Raw genomic sequence first — 15561 nt, 5'->3', positions numbered from 1 at the left:
CCATACGAGATTGTCCATATCAATGCCGTCTGAAATGTGGGTTTGAATATCGGTATCGGGATAAAGCTGTTAAAATACGCGCCGTTTGAAGGCGCGCGTACGCCTGCCGGATATTGTATGCCGAACCGAGGTGTTTTTTGAATAATATTCCTGTTGAAATCCGTTTGCTGAAAAACCGTACCGTGTTGGTTTTGACTTATGGGGACGAACCTAAAAATCTGCCTGCCGAATTTTTACGCGTCTATTCGCCGAGTGCGGAAGTGCGCGGACACGGCGTGGGACAGGATGTTTTGCAGACCGGCAAGGCGGATGTTCAGATTACGGATTTGCAGCCTGTCGGACAGTACGCGCTGAAAATCAGTTTTTCGGACGGACACGACAGCGGGCTTTACGATTGGGCGTACCTGCACAGACTGGCATACGGATACGATGCGATGTGGCAGGAATATTTGGACAAATTGGCGGCGGCGGGCGCGTCGCGTTTTGAAGAGAAATAAGATCGGTCGGATGGCAATCTGACGGGCAACGGTATCAGAGAGGTGGTTAGAATATGGGCGGACAGAAAACGCATTTCGGGTTTAGCACGGTCAACGAAGATGAGAAAGCCGGAAAAGTGGCGGAAGTATTCCACTCCGTCGCCAAAAACTACGACATTATGAACGATGTGATGTCGGCAGGGCTGCACCGCGTATGGAAACACTTTACCATCAACACGGCGCACCTGAAAAAAGGCGATAAAGTGTTGGACATTGCGGGCGGTACGGGCGATTTGTCGCGCGGTTGGGCAAAACGCGTCGGCAAAGAGGGCGAAGTTTGGCTGACCGATATTAATTCTTCTATGCTGACCGTCGGGCGCGACCGTCTGTTGAACGAAGGCATGATTTTGCCCGTGTCGCTTGCCGATGCGGAAAAACTGCCTTTCCCCGACAATTATTTCAACTTGGTTTCCGTGGCGTTCGGCTTGCGGAACATGACGCATAAAGATGCCGCGCTGAAAGAGATGTACCGTGTTTTGAAACCGGGCGGCACGTTGCTGGTGTTGGAGTTTTCCAAAATCTACAAGCCGCTCGAAGGCGCGTATGATTTCTATTCGTTCAAGCTGCTGCCGGTCATGGGCAAACTGATTGCCAAAGATGCGGACAGCTACCAGTATCTCGCCGAATCCATCCGTATGCACCCCAATCAGGAAACTTTGAAACAGATGATGCTGGATGCGGGCTTCGATAGCGTGGATTATCACAATATGAGTGCGGGCATCGTCGCGCTACATAAGGGCGTAAAATTTTAAACGGATTGCCTGTGCAGCCAATGCCGTCTGAACACGTTTCAGACGGCATTTTTGTGTTTTTTGAGATAAAGGTTTTAAATCCTAAAAATTAATTCACATATTTATTAATAAGTTATAAACTTTTTAAAAAATAGGAACAATTATCATTTGCAAAATATAAAGATGTCTGTATAATGCAGTCAATCCAGTAAATAACACAGCAGACAAAAGGAGGGAAAAATACCGGAAAGTATTTTCAAACAGATTTCCTCCGATATTTTGAGGCTGCACCGTGATTCTGTTTATTCCCTGCTTGCCACTTCCGGCTGCAATTGTCAGGTGCATGAGGCGGTATATGTCAATATTGACGGTAAATATTATATTTCGCTTTCATGCGAGCCCGAGGTGGGGGAAGTCAAAACAGGCATTTTGCTGATTGAGGATGAAAGCCGCAACCTTCGTTTGAGCTGGGTCGGTAGTGCGCGGGAGCTTGACCGCAAGGATAATGCCTACAAACGCGCCCTGTCCGCGTTGTCCAGAAAGCTGGGGCGGTGTAAAGACAAGCTGCATACGGCGGTTCAACCGTTTTTGTTGGAGCTGGTGCCGGAAAAAGGCAGGTTTTCTGTCGGCGATGAAGAAGTTTGGATTTCTCGAAACGATTTAGTGAGGGCTTTATATCCTGTCGGATACAGTATGCGGCAGGCAGTGTTGCAGATTTAAAGTTTTGGTAGTGGTTTGTGTTCCTTTTGCGCCCCTTTCCCAAGGGGCGATTTTTTTGCACGCGTGTTGGCAGCAAAGGAAAAATGCCGTCTGAAACCGGTGTTCGGACGGCATTTCCGTGTGGCGGATTATTCTTCGGGCAAAAGGCGGATACCTTGATTGCCGAGCTGTTTTGACAATTCGGTAACCCTTCCGTGTTTTCCCAAAATAAAATCAGGGAGGATTTCTGCCAAAGGGCGCATGACAAAACTGCGTTCGTGGGCGCGCGGATGCGGCAGGGTGAGGCGGGGGTCGTCGCTGGAGATTCCGTCAAAGTCGATAATGTCCAAATCCAATGTGCGCGGCGCGTTGCGGAAGCTGCGTTCGCGTCCGAAATCGGCTTCGATACGGTTGAGTTCGGCAAGCAGGGCAATGCCGTCCAAGGTGGTGGAAACGGTGCAGACGGCATTGACGAAATCGGGCTGATTGTCGTAACCGACGGGCGCGGTCATATACAGTGAGGAAGCCTGTTCAAGCCGGATGTCAGGATGGGACGACAGCGTGTCCAATGCGGCGCGTACCTGTTGGGCAGGGTTTTCAAGATTACTGCCCAGGGCGATGACGGCAAAATGTCTGTTGTTCATAACGGTGTTTCAGAAAGGCAGGACTTTGGTTTTGGCAAGGTAAACGATGCAGGCGACGCAACACATGGCGAGCAGGTAAACAGTGTAGAACTTGGTCGAACGAGGACGGGCGCGCATCATCATCATACCCAATGCGATATAGGCGAGCAGAAGCAGGATTTTTGTACCGAGCCATGGTGCGTTGAACGGGGAGAAATGGGTAATTTTCATCAGCCACAATCCCGTAAACAGCAGCATGGTGTCGTTGAGGTGGGGCAGTGCCTTCCAAAAGCCCGCCAAGGGCTTTTCTGGATTTTTCCAAAGTAGGAAAAAACGGATGTTGAATACCAAAATGGTGATGGTAACGAAGATTTGGTGGCTGTATTTGACAAACAGATACTGCATGGTCGGCTCTTATCAAAATAAGGGTTGGAATCGGCTTATTTTACCGCAAACATTTATTTTTGACGTAACTTTTCAAATGCCAACAGATAGGGTGGGTTGTTTTTCCGGTTGGTAAAGCCGTAACGCAAAACGGCAAACTGTTCTTGAGGCAGGCTTTTTGCCCATTGTCCGACGGCTTCTGCTTCCTGCTTTCCGTTTTCGTGCCCGGGGTAGAGGACGGCAATAAGCATACCGTTTTCTTTCAGTAGGGATAAGGTGGCAGAAAGGGCGGCAATACTGGTTTCCTTGTCGGTGGTCAGATTCTTGTCGCCTCCGGGCAGCCAGCCGAAATTGAAAACGGCTGCATCCAGCGGCTCCGGAATATATTGCTTCAGGTTTTCATGTCCGTCCAAGATGAGCCGTACATTGCTGTAACCTGCTTCCTGCAGACGGCATCGGGTGTTGTTCAGGGCTTGGGGCTGGACATCGAATGCCCACACTTTTCCCCGGATGCCTACGGTTTGTGCGAGGAAAAGGGTGTCGTGTCCGTTGCCAGCGGTGCCGTCCAAAGCATTGCCGCCTTCGGGAAGTGCCTGCCGCAAAAGGCAATGGGCGAATGGAAGGATGTTTTTCAATAACATTTTGAAATGCCGTCTGAAAATAAAAATACCTTACCGTTGTCCGGTAAGGTATTGAAAGATATGACACGTCATGCTTCGTGCGGATTATTCGGCAGGCTGCTGGACGGTTTCCACTTGGACAAGGGTCGAAGCCGGTGCGGCTTGGGGTTTGTTTTCATGTTGGAGGTTGACGGAGCGAGCCGGTACGATGGTGGAAATGGCGTGTTTGTAAACCATTTGGGTTACGGAAGTGTTTCTTAGAAGAACGACGTATTGGTCGAAAGATTCGACCTGACCTTGCAGTTTGATGCCGTTGACCAGGTAAATCGAAACCGGAACATGCTCTTTACGCAGGGCGTTCAGGAAGGGATCTTGCAACATTTGTCCTTTAGCTGTCATATTTTTAACTCCGTTATTATGATTGTGAAATCGGGCAGATGCCCTGTGCGTGTCGAATTGTAGCCTTGAATAGGAAAAATTACCAATTTTTTTGTGTTTGGGCGGTTTTCCGCCGGGCATTTGTATGTCAGGAGCGTTGCTGCAGCATCCACGATTCGATTTTGCGCGCGTCGTTGACGCGTGTGGCGGATGTGGGAGAGTTCAACAATACGATGGTAACGGGTTGGTTTTGAATGTTGGCTTTGACAACCATAGACCTGCCTGCTTCGCGTATGTAGCCGGTTTTCTGCAATTCGATGTTCCACATGCCTTCCCTGACCAGCGCATTGGAGTTTTTGTAGTTCTGCTGCCCGTTTTTGGTCTGTACCGAGGCGTAGTTGGAAGTCGAGTTGGTGCGGATTTGCGGATATTGGGCGGCGGCGTTGACCATGAGGCTCAGGTCTTTGGCTGTGGAAACGTTTTGGAAGTTGAGTCCGGTCGGTTCGTAAAAGCGGCTGCTGTACATGCCCAGGCTTTGAGCTTTGCGGTTCATGGCGGCGACAAATGCGCCCATGCCGCCGGGGTAGGTTCTGCCCAATGCATGGGTGGCGCGGTTTTCGCTGCTCATCAGGCTTAAGTGAAGCAGCTCTTTCCGAGTAAGGGACGTGCCGATGGCAAGGCGGCTGCCTGTTCCTTTGATGCGGTCGATTTCGTCTGGCGTAATGGTAACGGTTTCATCCATGTTTAAATTTGCATCTAAAACGACCATTGCGCTCATGAGTTTGGAGATGGAAGCGATGGGCATGATTCTGTCGGCATTTTTCTGATACAGTATTTGTCCCGTTTTATTATTGACAACCAGTGCGGATTGGGAGGAAAGAATCAGCCCGCCTGTAATGGCTTGGGTGTTGGTGGGGTGTATCGGACTTTCTGCAAATATTTCTATCGGGTCGGAGGATGTGAACAGGTTATGTTCCAAAAATTGTCCTAAAATATCGTCTTCGGCAAAGAGATATGCCGAAGGCAGGGACAGGCATAAACCGAGTAGCAGAGACGAAGGCAGATGTTTTAAGGTGCGGATGGACATTTTTGATTCCATTGATTGAATGTTGGCATTATTTTGTTGAAAAAACAGATATATGTAAAGTATGTTGTCAGGGAGATAGGTTGCTTGTATCGGTAATGTAAGATTGTTTTTATTAATAACATATTATTTTTATTAAAAACATTTATTGTGATTTAATTTCGGCGGTTTGATTTGAAACAGAGGTCGTCGGTTGAATCTATGCACCTCGAGGCGGTAGAATCGGGGTTGGCTTAGATATCAAACTAATGCACAGGTGTATGCTGATGCATTGTTTTAATCGTTGAAATATTGGGAGTACGGATTAATGGGTTTGAAATATGAATTTACCCTGCCTTCAAGCAGCGGTGCGGATTTCCATTCGGCAGAACATCTGCCTTTGGTTGTGTATTTTTATCCGAAAGACAGTACGCCTGGTTGTACGACGGAGGGGCTGGATTTTAATGCGCGATTGGCGCAGTTCGGCGACTTGGGTTATACCGTGGTCGGTATTTCGCGAGACGGTGTGAAAGCGCATCAGAACTTTTGCGAGAAACAGGGTTTCCGGTTCGAACTGTTGAGTGACAAGGATGAAACAGTGTGCCGCCTGTTTGATGTCATCAAATTGAAGAAACTGTATGGGAAAGAGTCGTTCGGTATCGAGCGCAGTACGTTTGTTCTGAATAAGGACGGTGAAATCGTCCATGAATGGAGGAAGGTCAAGGTGGCGGGTCATGCGCAGGAAGTGCTGGAAACGCTTTCCTGATCATGCGGGTTTCGCTTCCTAACCTGTTTCAGACGGCATTTGTTTGGAATAATATGGAAGAAGATTTGATTGACAGGCTGCTTGAAACCTTGTGGCTGGATCGGCGGCTTAGTCGGAATACCTTGGACAGCTATCGGCGGGATTTGGAAAAAATTGCCCGCCGGTTGTTTTTGTGCGGTCAAACCCTGAGGGATGCGGACGAATCGGATTTGGCAGCGGCGGTTTATGTTGCCAGTGAGGAACGAAGCTCTCAGGCCCGTGCATTATCAGCATGCAAACGCCTGTATATATGGATGGAGCGTGAAGGCATGAGGACGGACAATCCCACCCGTTTGCTGAAACCGCCCAAAATCGACAAAAATATTCCGACCCTGATTACCGAGCAGCAGATTTCCCGACTGCTTTCCGCACCGGATACGGATACTCCGCACGGTTTACGGGATAAGGCATTGCTTGAATTAATGTATGCAACCGGCTTGCGTGTTAGCGAAGCGGTCAGGCTGAGTTTTGGCAATCTGGATTTGGACAGGGGGTGTATCACTACCTTGGGCAAGGGTAACAAGCAAAGGATAGTGCCGATGGGGCGGGAGTCCGTATATTGGGTGGAACGTTACTACAAGGAGGCGCGCCCGTTGCTGTTAAAGGGAAGGTCTTGCGATGCATTGTTCGTCAGTCAGAAAAAAACGGGTATTTCCCGACAGCTGGCATGGATGATAGTGAAAGAATATGCAAGTCAGGCAGGTATCGAACACATCAGTCCGCACAGCCTGCGCCATGCTTTCGCCACACACTTGGTGCAGCACGGATTGGATTTGCGCGTGGTTCAGGATATGTTGGGACATGCCGATTTGAACACGACTCAGATTTATACCCATGTTGCCAATGTGCGGCTGCATAGCGTGGTTAAGGAACATCATTCCCGAAATTGAGGCTCTGTTCCCTCATCGGCTTCAGATTAATAAAAAAACAATCGAAAATAGAAATGCGATAAAAAAATACCAAGAGAACCGAGTATCTTAACCTTGCAATACGAACTGTTTTTATTTATATTTGCGTACGATAATAAAAGCCGCTATCAGTATGATAGTTTGAGAACACACGGAGTATAAAATGTTTGTCTGTATCTGCAATGCCGTTACCGACCATCAAATCAAAGAAACTATTGCCGCAGGCGCGACCACAATGGGTGATTTGCAATCGCAGTTGGGCGTGGCAACCTGTTGCGGCTGCTGCGGGGAGCTTGCTGCTTCGTTTTTGACGGCACATAACGCGCAACCGACGGTTACGGCAGGTATTAGCGTTCAAGCGTAAAACGGTTTTAAAAATGCCGTCTGAACAGTTCAGACGGCATTTTTGCTGTTTTTTGGCTGCGTGTTAAGACAGTGCCGATTTGCTTCAATGATGATTCCGCTATGTATTGGGACAATAAAACAGGGATAATAGTTATCCAAGATAAAAATTCTAATGATGGAGGTGCGGCATTCAGACCGACATCAGGCGAACAATATACAGTAATACAAATAGTTGGCGGAGATAATATTGTAAGGCATAAACTTTATATCCTTGGATTTTATAAAGGAAAAGATGGAAATTTTGAATATATCAGAGAAGCAGATGGAAAAATTAATCATAGATTATTTGTCCCTAAGCAGCAATTTCCTGAAAAATAGCAGATAGAGATTAATATGTTAAATGAGATTTTTGAAATTTATTCGAGACAAGGGGAATCTTTGATAGGAATTGGAATTAGAGAAGCCGCATTACCCGTCCCCGCTGCAATAGATATATTAAATTTATTTATCAATGAGAGAATACTTGTATTGGGGGGAGATATTTATGTCAAGAAAGATAATTATTTTTATCAAACATATGATAATTGGTATTACGAGGGAAGTAATTTATTTAACAGTATCGACAAAGCAATGCATTATTTATCTCAAATAAAATTAGAGAATGCATACGTATCTTTTGTTTTAAAATTTATCTAACAAAGGAAGCACAAGAATAGATTTATAGTAAAACATCAAGATGTTGAATATCATGACTTAAAAGTCAGGTGTTGGAGTCACAGCTCAGGGGTGCGAGAAATACATAATAAAGCAAAAGAACTATATGACCAAACAAGAAAGGATAGATGATGGGTTACCATATTAGGATAATAAATACCAGCAAAAAAATTTCAGACGAAAATAAAATATTAAAAAACAAGGAGAACTTGTCAATATTTTTAAGAGAAAAATTTAATTATCATGAAGGTTGCAACGAGATGGGTGAAGTATATTTTTATGACACAAACGATGAGGAAAGCATTCTTTTTTATGATGGGGAAGAATTGCTTGCAATTACCACAAGCAATGATCTACTATCATCAATGATAAAAATTGCAAGGTTGTTTAAGGATGGTTCCAGAGTTGTTGGTGATAAAAATGAGACTTACAAGGATATAAATAATGCATATCTACATGAGGATGATTATGAGCAGACGCAACAAAAAGAAGATAACTACATTAAAAAAATTAAGGACGCCATTATTCCAATAATAGTTCCTATTTTACTTGGGATAATTGCATTAATATTAAAAATATTAAAAATTAATTAATCTTAAAGCTAGGAAACCGGCTATGGACATACTATCCATAAACAATCAAAACTCAACGATATCACTAACTCAAGATGAAGTTTTTGTTTTACGGGCTATCTTGAGTGAGATATATGCAGGTGTATGCGTAGATGCAAGGGAATTTGAAATAATCCATGGCGTTGAAAAAGATGAAGTAGATGATTTGAAGAAATATTTTATTGAAATTTATGAAAAAATGACCACTTGTCAACCCACCCCTGAGTCCCTGGTCTGAAGGCTTGGGATTGTGGAAGCAGAACGGTAAGGAAATGCTGATGAAACTAACCCTGATGTTTCGCGAATATTGCAGCTTGTGCCACAAAATGCGCGACGAACTCAAACCTTTTCAGGATGAATACGGGTTCGGGCTGGAAGTGGTCGATGTGGACGACGATCCCGCTTTGGAAGAAAAATACAATGAGCTGGTTCCCGTTTTGTTGGCGGGAGATGAGGAAATCTGCCACTGGTTTTTGGATGAGGACAGGTTGAAACAGTTTCTCGAACGGTAAAAAATGCCGTCTGAAGCAGGACTTCAGACGGCATTTTTTTCAAATCAACGTTCTTTACGTTTTTGCGGGGCGGATGACCTGCCAGTAAAGGAAGCACGTTTGGATGCCTGGTAAATTGCCAGTCTTCTTCGGTGTTGCATATTGACCCTTTCTTTATTTTATTTGTCGGTTGGGAGAATTCTTATTTATTGATTTTTTCAATAAAAATTAGAAAATTTATTGTGAGATGTTATTAGCAGCAATCATATCATGTTTTGCTGTTGATGGAAGCATGATTGTGTAAAGATGATATGTGGTTGTGTAATCGGTAGAATTTATAAGAAAACCGCCAAGGCGGTGCTTGGCGGCGGAAACGGAGGGGAGGGTGGCATCAGAGCAGCTTGGAAACGACCTGTACAAGGGCTTTTTGCCAGTCCGACGGTTTGATGCCGAAGTCGTTTTCGATTTTGCGGCAGTCCAAAATGCTGTATGCGGGCCTGGGGGCGGCGGTCGGATATTCCTTGTCTGAAACGGCAGTTAATTCGGGAAAGGGGAAGGATGTCTGCTGTTGCGATGCCGCTTGGAAAATATGTTGGGCAAATTCGTACCAGGATGCGGATTTGCTGCCGGCGTAGTGGTAAATGCCGCGAACGGGATTGGACTGTTGTAACAGGCGGATGATGGCGGCGGACAAGTCGCCGGCATAGGTCGGGCAGCCGGTTTGGTTGTGGATGGCGGACAGCGGGGAACGTTCCCGCGCAAGGTTCAGCATGGTGCGGACAAAGTTGTCCCCGTATTCGCTAAACAGCCAAGAAGTCCGCAGGATAAGGCTGTCGGGATTGGCGGACAGTGCGAGCAGTTCGCCTGCGGTTTTGGATTGTCCGTATACATTGGCAGGGTTGGTAAAGTCGCTTTCCTGGTAGGGTCTTTTCCCTTTGCCGTCAAAGACATAGTCGGTTGAGATGTGGATGAATCGGGCATGGGCGCGATGTGCTGCCAAGGCAAGGTTGTAAACGGCGGAGGCATTGACGGCAAATGCCGCTGCCGCATCGCCTTCTGCTTTGTCGACGGCGGTATAGGCAGCCGTGTTGACAATAGCGTCGGGTTGGAAACTTTTGACCATGTTGCAGACGGCATCGGCATCGGTAATGTCTAGGGATGCGGAATCCGTCGCAATGGTTTCCCAGTCTTCCGGAAGACGGTCGCGCAGACAGTGTGCCAGTTGGCTTTTCGAGCCTGTCAATAGGATTCTCATGAGGTATTTCCTTTGGTAAAAGTGTATTGTAGGACCTGCTGTCGGTATTATAGTGCCAAAACTTTGCCGACGGTTGATGGGATGGCTTTTTGTGCCACGGGTATTGTTTTGCGCCGACTTCGGCTAAAATATCGGATTGCGATTCAAACCTGTCGGGTGTCGGGTCGGTATTTTCAAGATATTTTCAGGGGGTGTGAAATGAGTGAGATTGGTTTGGCAAAGATTTATTCCGGCAAAGTACGCGATTTATACGAAATTGACGATAAACGTATGTTGATGGTTGCTTCCGACCGCCTGTCTGCATTCGATGTGATTTTGGATGACCCGATTCCGGGTAAAGGGGAGATTCTGACGCAGATTTCCAATTTTTGGTTTAAAAAACTGGCTCATATTATGCCTAACCACTTTACCGGCGATACGGTTTACGACGTTTTGCCTGAAAACGAAGCCAAAGTTTTAGAAAAACGCGCCGTCGTGGCGAAAAAACTTACTCCTGTAAAAGTGGAGGCGATTGTGCGCGGTTATCTGGCGGGCAGCGGTTGGAAAGATTATCAAAAAACAGGCTCTGTTTGCGGTATTCAACTGCCTGAAGGTATGCAGGAAGCGCAACAACTGCCCGAAGTGATCTTTACGCCATCGACCAAAGCCGAGGTTGGCGATCATGATGAAAACATCAGTTTTGAAGAATGCGAACGCATTGTTGGAAAAGAATTGGCGGCGGAAGTACGCGCCAAAGCGATTCAGCTTTATACAGAAGCGGCCGAATATGCGAAATCTCGCGGCATTATTATTTGCGATACCAAGTTTGAATTTGGTTTGGATGAAAACGGTACGCTGACGCTGATGGATGAAGTATTGACCCCCGATTCGAGCCGCTTCTGGCCTGCCGGGCAATACAAAGTCGGCACCAATCCACCGTCTTTTGACAAACAATTTGTCCGCGATTGGTTGGAGCAAAGCGGTTGGAACAAAAAAGCGCCTGCGCCTAAAGTGCCTGCCGATGTAATTCAAAAAACAGTCGAAAAATATCAGGAAGCATTGACTTTGCTGACTCAGGATTAATTTTTAAATTTGAAGGCCGTCTGAAAGAGATATGTTTCAGACGGCCTTTTTATTGTATCAATACTGGATTTTAAGGATGGTTGCCTTTATAATCGAGAGTTGTTTTCAGCGCCTTAAAGGCCGTCTGAAAGCTTGTTTATAACCTGCCGCACGGTCTGAAACCCTAACTATGCACATTCGGATTTTAGTGTGCATTATTAGTGTTTTAGCAGTGCGGTATTTTGAAAGGAACAATAATGTTCAATAAACACGTTAAGACCTTCCAATACGGTAATCAAACCGTTACTTTGGAAACCGGCGAAATCGCCCGCCAAGCCGCTGCTGCCGTTAAAGTATCTATGGGTGACACCGTTGTTTTGGTTGCCGTTACCACCAACAAAGAAGTGAAAGAAGGCCAAGACTTCTTCCCTCTGACTGTCGATTACCTCGAGCGTACTTACGCAGCAGGTAAAATCCCCGGCGGTTTCTTCAAACGCGAAGGCAAACAAAGCGAAAAAGAAATCCTGACCAGCCGTCTGATCGACCGCCCGATTCGCCCTTTGTTCCCTGAAGGTTTCTACCACGACATCCAAATCGTAGCGATGGTGGTGTCTGTTGACCCTGAAATTGATTCTGACATTCCTGCAATGTTGGGTGCATCTGCCGCGCTGGTGTTGAGCGGCGTACCGTTTGCCGGTCCGATTGGCGCGGCACGCGTGGGTTATGTAAACGGTGTGTACGTTTTGAACCCGACTAAAGCCGAATTGGCGAAATCGCAATTGGACTTGGTGGTCGCCGGTACTTCAAAAGCCGTGTTGATGGTGGAATCCGAAGCCAAAATCCTGACCGAAGACGTGATGCTGGGCGCGGTGGTTTACGGCCACGATCAAATGCAGGTTGCCATCAATGCAATCAATGAATTTGCCGATGAAGTGAATCCGGAAGTTTGGGATTGGAAAGCACCTGAAACCAATGAGGAACTGGTTGCCAAAGTACGCGGGATTGCCGGCGAAACCATTAAAGAAGCGTTCAAAATCCGTCAAAAACAAGCGCGTTCCGCAAAATTGGACGAGGCTTGGAATGCGGTAAAAGAAGCCTTGATTACCGAAGAAACCGACACGCTGGCAGCCAACGAAATCAAAGGCATTTTCAAACACTTGGAAGCCGATGTCGTCCGCAGCCAAATTTTGGACGGCCAACCGCGCATCGACGGCCGAGACACCCGCACCGTTCGTCCGTTGAACATCCAAACCGGCGTGTTGCCGCGCACTCACGGTTCTGCACTGTTTACCCGTGGCGAAACCCAAGCTTTGGCGGTTGCCACTTTGGGTACTTCGCGCGACGAGCAAATCATTGACGCGCTGTCCGGCGAATACACCGACCGCTTTATGCTGCACTACAACTTCCCGCCATACTCTACCGGCGAAGTCGGTCGCGTAGGTGCGCCGAAACGCCGTGAAATCGGTCACGGCCGTTTGGCTAAACGTGCGTTATTGGCCGTATTGCCGAAACCTGAAGATTTCAGCTACACCATGCGCGTGGTTTCCGAAATTACCGAATCCAACGGCTCTTCCTCTATGGCTTCCGTCTGCGGCGGCTGCCTGAGCCTGCTGTCTGCCGGCGTGCCTTTGAAAGCACACGTTGCCGGTATCGCGATGGGTCTGATTTTGGAAGGCAACAAATTTGCCGTCCTGACCGACATTTTGGGCGACGAAGACCACTTGGGCGATATGGACTTTAAAGTGGCCGGTACGACCGAAGGCGTTACCGCACTGCAAATGGACATCAAAATCCAAGGCATTACCAAAGAAATTATGCAGATCGCTTTGGCTCAAGCCAAAGAAGCACGTTTGCACATCTTGGATCAGATGAAAGCCGCCGTTGCGGGCCCGCAAGAGTTGTCCGCACACGCGCCGCGTTTGTTTACGATGAAAATCAACCAAGACAAAATCCGCGAAGTTATCGGTAAAGGCGGCGAAACCATTCGTTCGATTACCGCCGAAACCGGTACGGAAATTAATATTGCCGAAGACGGTACGATTACCATTGCCGCGACCACTCAAGAAGCCGGCGATGCGGCGAAAAAACGCATCGAGCAGATTACTGCCGAAGTGGAAGTGGGCAAAGTGTATGAAGGTACTGTGGTGAAAATCCTCGACAACAACGTCGGCGCGATTGTCAGCGTGATGCCGGGCAAAGACGGTTTGGTACACATCAGCCAAATCGCACACGAGCGCGTACGCAATGTCGGCGATTACCTGCAAGTCGGTCAGGTGGTGAATGTGAAAGCATTGGAAGTGGACGACAGAGGCCGTGTGCGCCTGTCCATCAAAGCCCTGCTGGATGCGCCTGTCCGTGAGGAAAATGCCGCCGAGTAACGCTTAGGGTGAAAATGCCGTCTGAACAGGTTTCAGACGGCATTTTTTACGGGTATCGGGAATGAATGGGGGTTACAGCCACAGGACGGCAAGCTTCCACAATGCCCATAATGATACGGATAATCCCGTACACAGGCGGATATATCGGTTTTGCATGATTTTTTTCAGTTGCAGGGAAAAAATGCCGATTGCCAAAAGATTGGGCAGCGTACCCAGTGCAAAGGCAAGCATATACAGTCCGCCGGTTGTCGCACTGCCGCTGCCCAAGGCGTAAAGCGACGCGCTGTAAACCAGTCCGCACGGCAGCCAGCCCCATAAGATTCCGACCGCAAGGCAGGCCGGTATGGATTTTATGGGTAACAGCCGGTTGAGTATCGGGTTCAGGTTGCGCCATATCGGTTTGCCGATTTTCTCGATTTTTGCCGCCAAGGAAGAAATACCGCTCAAGTATAAGCCTAAAAAGAGCAGTAGGAGGTTGGCGGCCGTGTATAAAATATTTTGCAGGACGCGGGTTTGGTCAAGTGAAACGCCGACCTGTCCGATTAATCCGAGCATCAGACCGATTGTCGTATAGCTGCTTATCCGTCCTGTGTTAAGCAGCAGGATCAGCCAAAAGCGGTTGATATGCGGGGGGAGTTGGAGCGCAAACGCGCTGCTTAATCCGCCGCACATACCGATGCAGTGCGTTCCGCCGAAGAAGCCGAGCAGGAACAGGGTGAGGAAAGTGATGTCGTGGTTCATGGACGGCTCATGGTCAGATGTTTGTCGGGGAAAACGGATAATTTCCGGCAGTCCGACCAATAGGGTTTGGCGAGGGCATGCCCCGTGCTGTTAAAGTCTTGAATAAGGATGCGGTTTGCGCCCTGTGTTTCGATAATTTTGTAAAATCCGCCTTTTACCGCGTCGTCGGCGGGCTTGCCGTGTGCGTCAAAATACAGGATGGTGCGGTTTTGAAGATGCACGCAATTTGAAACGGCCGGGTTTGCCGGTATGTTTCGGGTGCAGGCAGCAAGGATTGCACAAGGGAAAAGCAACAGTAATATGCGGAACATGGTGTTTATTGTAGTGGGTAACAAACAGTATAATGCTTATTTTAATCTCCCGACGGCGGGAGATGGAAGCATTTCCCTTCGGCACGGGGATTTCGGATTTCGGAATTCGGAAGCAACAGACAATACGGGATTTCAGAATAATATGAACACTTTGAAATTTACCAAAATGCACGGTTTGGGCAACGATTTTATGGTGATTGACGCGGTCAGTCAGGATTTTACCCCCGAGGACGCGCCGATTGCGGAATGGGCGGACCGCTTCCGGGGCGTGGGCTTCGACCAGCTTTTGGTGGTCGGGCGTTCGGAAACCGAAGGCGTGGATTTCCGTTACCGTATTTTCAATGCCGACGGTAGCGAGGTCGGGCAGTGCGGCAACGGAGCGCGTTGTTTTGCCCGTTTTGTTGCAGACAAGGGTTTGACCGATAAGAAAGAAATTTGTGTTGAAACGGCCAAGGGCATTATTTTTCCGAAATTGTCCGATAACGGTATGGTTACGGTCAATATGGGCAAACCGAAGTTTATGCCGTCTGAAATACCGTTTGTCCCCGAATCGGGCGAGGGGGATGATGCCTGTATTTACGGGGTGCATCTCGAATCCGGCATTCAGCCTGTCAGCTGCGTCAATATGGGCAACCCCCATGCGGTGATTGTAGTGGATGACGTGGAATGCGCGCCGGTGCGCGAAACCGGTCCGCTTATCGAAGCGCACAGGCAGTTTCCCGAACGCGTCAACGTCGGCTTTATGCAGGTTGTCGGTCGGACGGCAATCCGTTTGCGCGTGTTCGAGCGCGGCGTGGGCGAAACCCAAGCTTGCGGTACGGGCGCGTGTGCGGCTGTGGTGGCGGGTATCCGTCTGGGGCTGTTGGATGAAGGGAAAACGGTAGAGGTGGTTTTGCCGGGCGGGACTTTATATATCGAATGGGCCTG

The 15561-nt window shown here is 47.9% G+C and carries 21 protein-coding genes and 1 pseudogene; 14 read left to right on the top strand and 8 right to left on the bottom strand.

Translation table 11 applies throughout. The features are described from left to right. The first annotated feature begins 137 nt into the window (after positions 1–137). The 3 genes from Q9I99_RS10550 to Q9I99_RS10540 all read left to right on the top strand — a co-directional run bounded on the left by Q9I99_RS10550 (position 138) and on the right by Q9I99_RS10540 (position 1987). Positions 138–497, top strand: a complete 360-nt coding sequence (locus Q9I99_RS10550; protein WP_002235623.1) for a gamma-butyrobetaine hydroxylase family protein — start codon at positions 138–140, stop codon at positions 495–497. A 53-nt stretch (positions 498–550) separates the two neighbouring features. Further along, on the top strand, positions 551–1288 hold the full coding sequence (gene ubiE / locus Q9I99_RS10545; protein ID WP_118791862.1) for a bifunctional demethylmenaquinone methyltransferase/2-methoxy-6-polyprenyl-1,4-benzoquinol methylase UbiE: 738 nt from the start codon (positions 551–553) through the stop codon (positions 1286–1288). Positions 1289–1507: 219 nt separating this feature from the next. Continuing rightward, positions 1508–1987 carry an NGO0322 family iron-responsive protein gene (locus Q9I99_RS10540; protein ID WP_301667965.1) on the top strand — a complete coding sequence of 160 codons (480 nt, stop codon included), beginning with the start codon at positions 1508–1510 and terminating at the stop codon, positions 1985–1987. A gap of 128 nt (positions 1988–2115) precedes the next feature. On the opposite strand, the gene folK is transcribed toward Q9I99_RS10540, so the two are convergent. From folK to Q9I99_RS10515, 5 genes are all read right to left on the bottom strand, one after another. After that, on the bottom strand, positions 2116–2610 hold the full coding sequence (folK, locus tag Q9I99_RS10535; protein ID WP_301667945.1) for a 2-amino-4-hydroxy-6-hydroxymethyldihydropteridine diphosphokinase: 495 nt from the start codon (positions 2608–2610) through the stop codon (positions 2116–2118). 9 nt (positions 2611–2619) lie between these two features. Further along, on the bottom strand, positions 2620–2994 hold the full coding sequence (locus tag Q9I99_RS10530; RefSeq protein WP_002237811.1) for a SirB2 family protein: 375 nt from the start codon (positions 2992–2994) through the stop codon (positions 2620–2622). Between the two features lie 53 nt (positions 2995–3047). Next, positions 3048–3614: a tRNA 5-(aminomethyl)-2-thiouridylate-methyltransferase MnmM gene (gene mnmM, locus Q9I99_RS10525; RefSeq protein WP_301667943.1), complete on the bottom strand. Its 567-nt coding sequence runs from the start codon at positions 3612–3614 to the stop codon at positions 3048–3050. 84 nt (positions 3615–3698) lie between these two features. After that, complete coding sequence (hfq, locus tag Q9I99_RS10520; RefSeq protein WP_003687717.1) at positions 3699–3992, bottom strand: RNA chaperone Hfq; 294 nt, start codon at positions 3990–3992, stop codon at positions 3699–3701. 127 nt (positions 3993–4119) lie between these two features. Beyond that, complete coding sequence (locus Q9I99_RS10515; RefSeq protein ID WP_301667935.1) at positions 4120–5058, bottom strand: serine hydrolase; 939 nt, start codon at positions 5056–5058, stop codon at positions 4120–4122. A gap of 304 nt (positions 5059–5362) precedes the next feature. Here Q9I99_RS10515 and Q9I99_RS10510 point away from each other — a divergent pair, with 304 nt between their 5' ends. From Q9I99_RS10510 to Q9I99_RS10475, 8 genes and pseudogenes are all read left to right on the top strand, one after another. After that, the gene (locus tag Q9I99_RS10510; RefSeq protein ID WP_003677534.1) at positions 5363–5800 is read left to right on the top strand and encodes a peroxiredoxin; all 438 of its coding nucleotides are present in this window, start codon (positions 5363–5365) and stop codon (positions 5798–5800) included. Positions 5801–5853: 53 nt separating this feature from the next. Continuing rightward, on the top strand, positions 5854–6729 hold the full coding sequence (gene xerD / locus Q9I99_RS10505) for a site-specific tyrosine recombinase XerD (protein ID WP_301667963.1): 876 nt from the start codon (positions 5854–5856) through the stop codon (positions 6727–6729). A gap of 181 nt (positions 6730–6910) precedes the next feature. Beyond that, complete coding sequence (locus Q9I99_RS10500) at positions 6911–7111, top strand: (2Fe-2S)-binding protein (RefSeq protein ID WP_003677538.1); 201 nt, start codon at positions 6911–6913, stop codon at positions 7109–7111. Positions 7112–7299: 188 nt separating this feature from the next. Next, positions 7300–7470, top strand: a pseudogene (locus tag Q9I99_RS10495) (MafB); the annotation flags it as partial. A gap of 15 nt (positions 7471–7485) precedes the next feature. Continuing rightward, entirely contained in the window at positions 7486–7788 is a 303-nt protein-coding gene (imm40, locus tag Q9I99_RS10490; protein WP_301667934.1) for an Imm40 family immunity protein, read from the top strand. A 146-nt stretch (positions 7789–7934) separates the two neighbouring features. Beyond that, entirely contained in the window at positions 7935–8399 is a 465-nt protein-coding gene (locus Q9I99_RS10485; protein ID WP_301667933.1) for a hypothetical protein, read from the top strand. A gap of 22 nt (positions 8400–8421) precedes the next feature. Continuing rightward, the gene (locus tag Q9I99_RS10480; protein WP_301667932.1) at positions 8422–8655 is read left to right on the top strand and encodes a hypothetical protein; all 234 of its coding nucleotides are present in this window, start codon (positions 8422–8424) and stop codon (positions 8653–8655) included. A 40-nt stretch (positions 8656–8695) separates the two neighbouring features. Next, on the top strand, positions 8696–8929 hold the full coding sequence (locus tag Q9I99_RS10475; RefSeq protein WP_301667931.1) for a glutaredoxin family protein: 234 nt from the start codon (positions 8696–8698) through the stop codon (positions 8927–8929). Positions 8930–9299: 370 nt separating this feature from the next. Here the strand turns inward: Q9I99_RS10475 and rfbD are convergent, their stop codons facing one another. Beyond that, positions 9300–10163, bottom strand: a complete 864-nt coding sequence (rfbD, locus tag Q9I99_RS10470) for a dTDP-4-dehydrorhamnose reductase (protein ID WP_301667930.1) — start codon at positions 10161–10163, stop codon at positions 9300–9302. Positions 10164–10361: 198 nt separating this feature from the next. Between rfbD and Q9I99_RS10465 the strand changes: the two genes are divergently transcribed. Together Q9I99_RS10465 and pnp are read left to right on the top strand one after the other, a co-directional pair. Then, the gene (locus tag Q9I99_RS10465; protein ID WP_301667929.1) at positions 10362–11225 is read left to right on the top strand and encodes a phosphoribosylaminoimidazolesuccinocarboxamide synthase; all 864 of its coding nucleotides are present in this window, start codon (positions 10362–10364) and stop codon (positions 11223–11225) included. Between the two features lie 236 nt (positions 11226–11461). After that, a complete protein-coding gene (pnp, locus tag Q9I99_RS10460; protein ID WP_301667928.1) occupies positions 11462–13582 on the top strand; it encodes a polyribonucleotide nucleotidyltransferase in 2121 nt (706 codons plus the stop codon). A 72-nt stretch (positions 13583–13654) separates the two neighbouring features. Here the strand turns inward: pnp and Q9I99_RS10455 are convergent, their stop codons facing one another. Together Q9I99_RS10455 and Q9I99_RS10450 are read right to left on the bottom strand one after the other, a co-directional pair. Next, complete coding sequence (locus tag Q9I99_RS10455; protein ID WP_301667927.1) at positions 13655–14323, bottom strand: sulfite exporter TauE/SafE family protein; 669 nt, start codon at positions 14321–14323, stop codon at positions 13655–13657. Continuing rightward, the gene (locus Q9I99_RS10450; protein WP_301667926.1) at positions 14320–14634 is read right to left on the bottom strand and encodes a hypothetical protein; all 315 of its coding nucleotides are present in this window, start codon (positions 14632–14634) and stop codon (positions 14320–14322) included. Before Q9I99_RS10450 ends, Q9I99_RS10455 begins: the two co-directional genes overlap by 4 nt. Before the next feature lie 142 nt (positions 14635–14776). Between Q9I99_RS10450 and dapF the strand changes: the two genes are divergently transcribed. After that, the coding region (dapF, locus tag Q9I99_RS10445; RefSeq protein ID WP_304666224.1) for a diaminopimelate epimerase at positions 14777–15561 on the top strand (785 nt) is incomplete at its 3' end.

Source organism: Neisseria basseii, assembly GCF_962707005.1.
GTDB lineage: Bacteria > Pseudomonadota > Gammaproteobacteria > Burkholderiales > Neisseriaceae > Neisseria > Neisseria bergeri.
Note: the sequence above shows the minus strand (reverse complement) of the source record. Positions and strands in the feature narration are given on the sequence as shown.

What these genes read in the sequence shown, in the direction of transcription:
- mnmM (WP_301667943.1), bottom strand. Translation starts at nt 3,614, where the DNA reads ATGTTATTGAAAAACATCCTTCCATTCGCCCATTGCCTTTTGCGGCAG.
- Q9I99_RS10480 (WP_301667932.1), top strand. Translation starts at nt 8,422, where the DNA reads ATGGACATACTATCCATAAACAATCAAAACTCAACGATATCACTAACT.
- hfq (WP_003687717.1), bottom strand. Translation starts at nt 3,992, where the DNA reads ATGACAGCTAAAGGACAAATGTTGCAAGATCCCTTCCTGAACGCCCTG.
- Q9I99_RS10500 (WP_003677538.1), top strand. Translation starts at nt 6,911, where the DNA reads ATGTTTGTCTGTATCTGCAATGCCGTTACCGACCATCAAATCAAAGAA.
- Q9I99_RS10450 (WP_301667926.1), bottom strand. Translation starts at nt 14,634, where the DNA reads ATGTTCCGCATATTACTGTTGCTTTTCCCTTGTGCAATCCTTGCTGCC.
- Q9I99_RS10515 (WP_301667935.1), bottom strand. Translation starts at nt 5,058, where the DNA reads ATGTCCATCCGCACCTTAAAACATCTGCCTTCGTCTCTGCTACTCGGT.
- rfbD (WP_301667930.1), bottom strand. Translation starts at nt 10,163, where the DNA reads ATGAGAATCCTATTGACAGGCTCGAAAAGCCAACTGGCACACTGTCTG.
- ubiE (WP_118791862.1), top strand. Translation starts at nt 551, where the DNA reads ATGGGCGGACAGAAAACGCATTTCGGGTTTAGCACGGTCAACGAAGAT.
- Q9I99_RS10465 (WP_301667929.1), top strand. Translation starts at nt 10,362, where the DNA reads ATGAGTGAGATTGGTTTGGCAAAGATTTATTCCGGCAAAGTACGCGAT.
- xerD (WP_301667963.1), top strand. Translation starts at nt 5,854, where the DNA reads ATGGAAGAAGATTTGATTGACAGGCTGCTTGAAACCTTGTGGCTGGAT.
- pnp (WP_301667928.1), top strand. Translation starts at nt 11,462, where the DNA reads ATGTTCAATAAACACGTTAAGACCTTCCAATACGGTAATCAAACCGTT.
- Q9I99_RS10455 (WP_301667927.1), bottom strand. Translation starts at nt 14,323, where the DNA reads ATGAACCACGACATCACTTTCCTCACCCTGTTCCTGCTCGGCTTCTTC.
- Q9I99_RS10475 (WP_301667931.1), top strand. Translation starts at nt 8,696, where the DNA reads ATGAAACTAACCCTGATGTTTCGCGAATATTGCAGCTTGTGCCACAAA.
- Q9I99_RS10530 (WP_002237811.1), bottom strand. Translation starts at nt 2,994, where the DNA reads ATGCAGTATCTGTTTGTCAAATACAGCCACCAAATCTTCGTTACCATC.
- imm40 (WP_301667934.1), top strand. Translation starts at nt 7,486, where the DNA reads ATGTTAAATGAGATTTTTGAAATTTATTCGAGACAAGGGGAATCTTTG.
- Q9I99_RS10485 (WP_301667933.1), top strand. Translation starts at nt 7,935, where the DNA reads ATGATGGGTTACCATATTAGGATAATAAATACCAGCAAAAAAATTTCA.
- folK (WP_301667945.1), bottom strand. Translation starts at nt 2,610, where the DNA reads ATGAACAACAGACATTTTGCCGTCATCGCCCTGGGCAGTAATCTTGAA.
- Q9I99_RS10510 (WP_003677534.1), top strand. Translation starts at nt 5,363, where the DNA reads ATGGGTTTGAAATATGAATTTACCCTGCCTTCAAGCAGCGGTGCGGAT.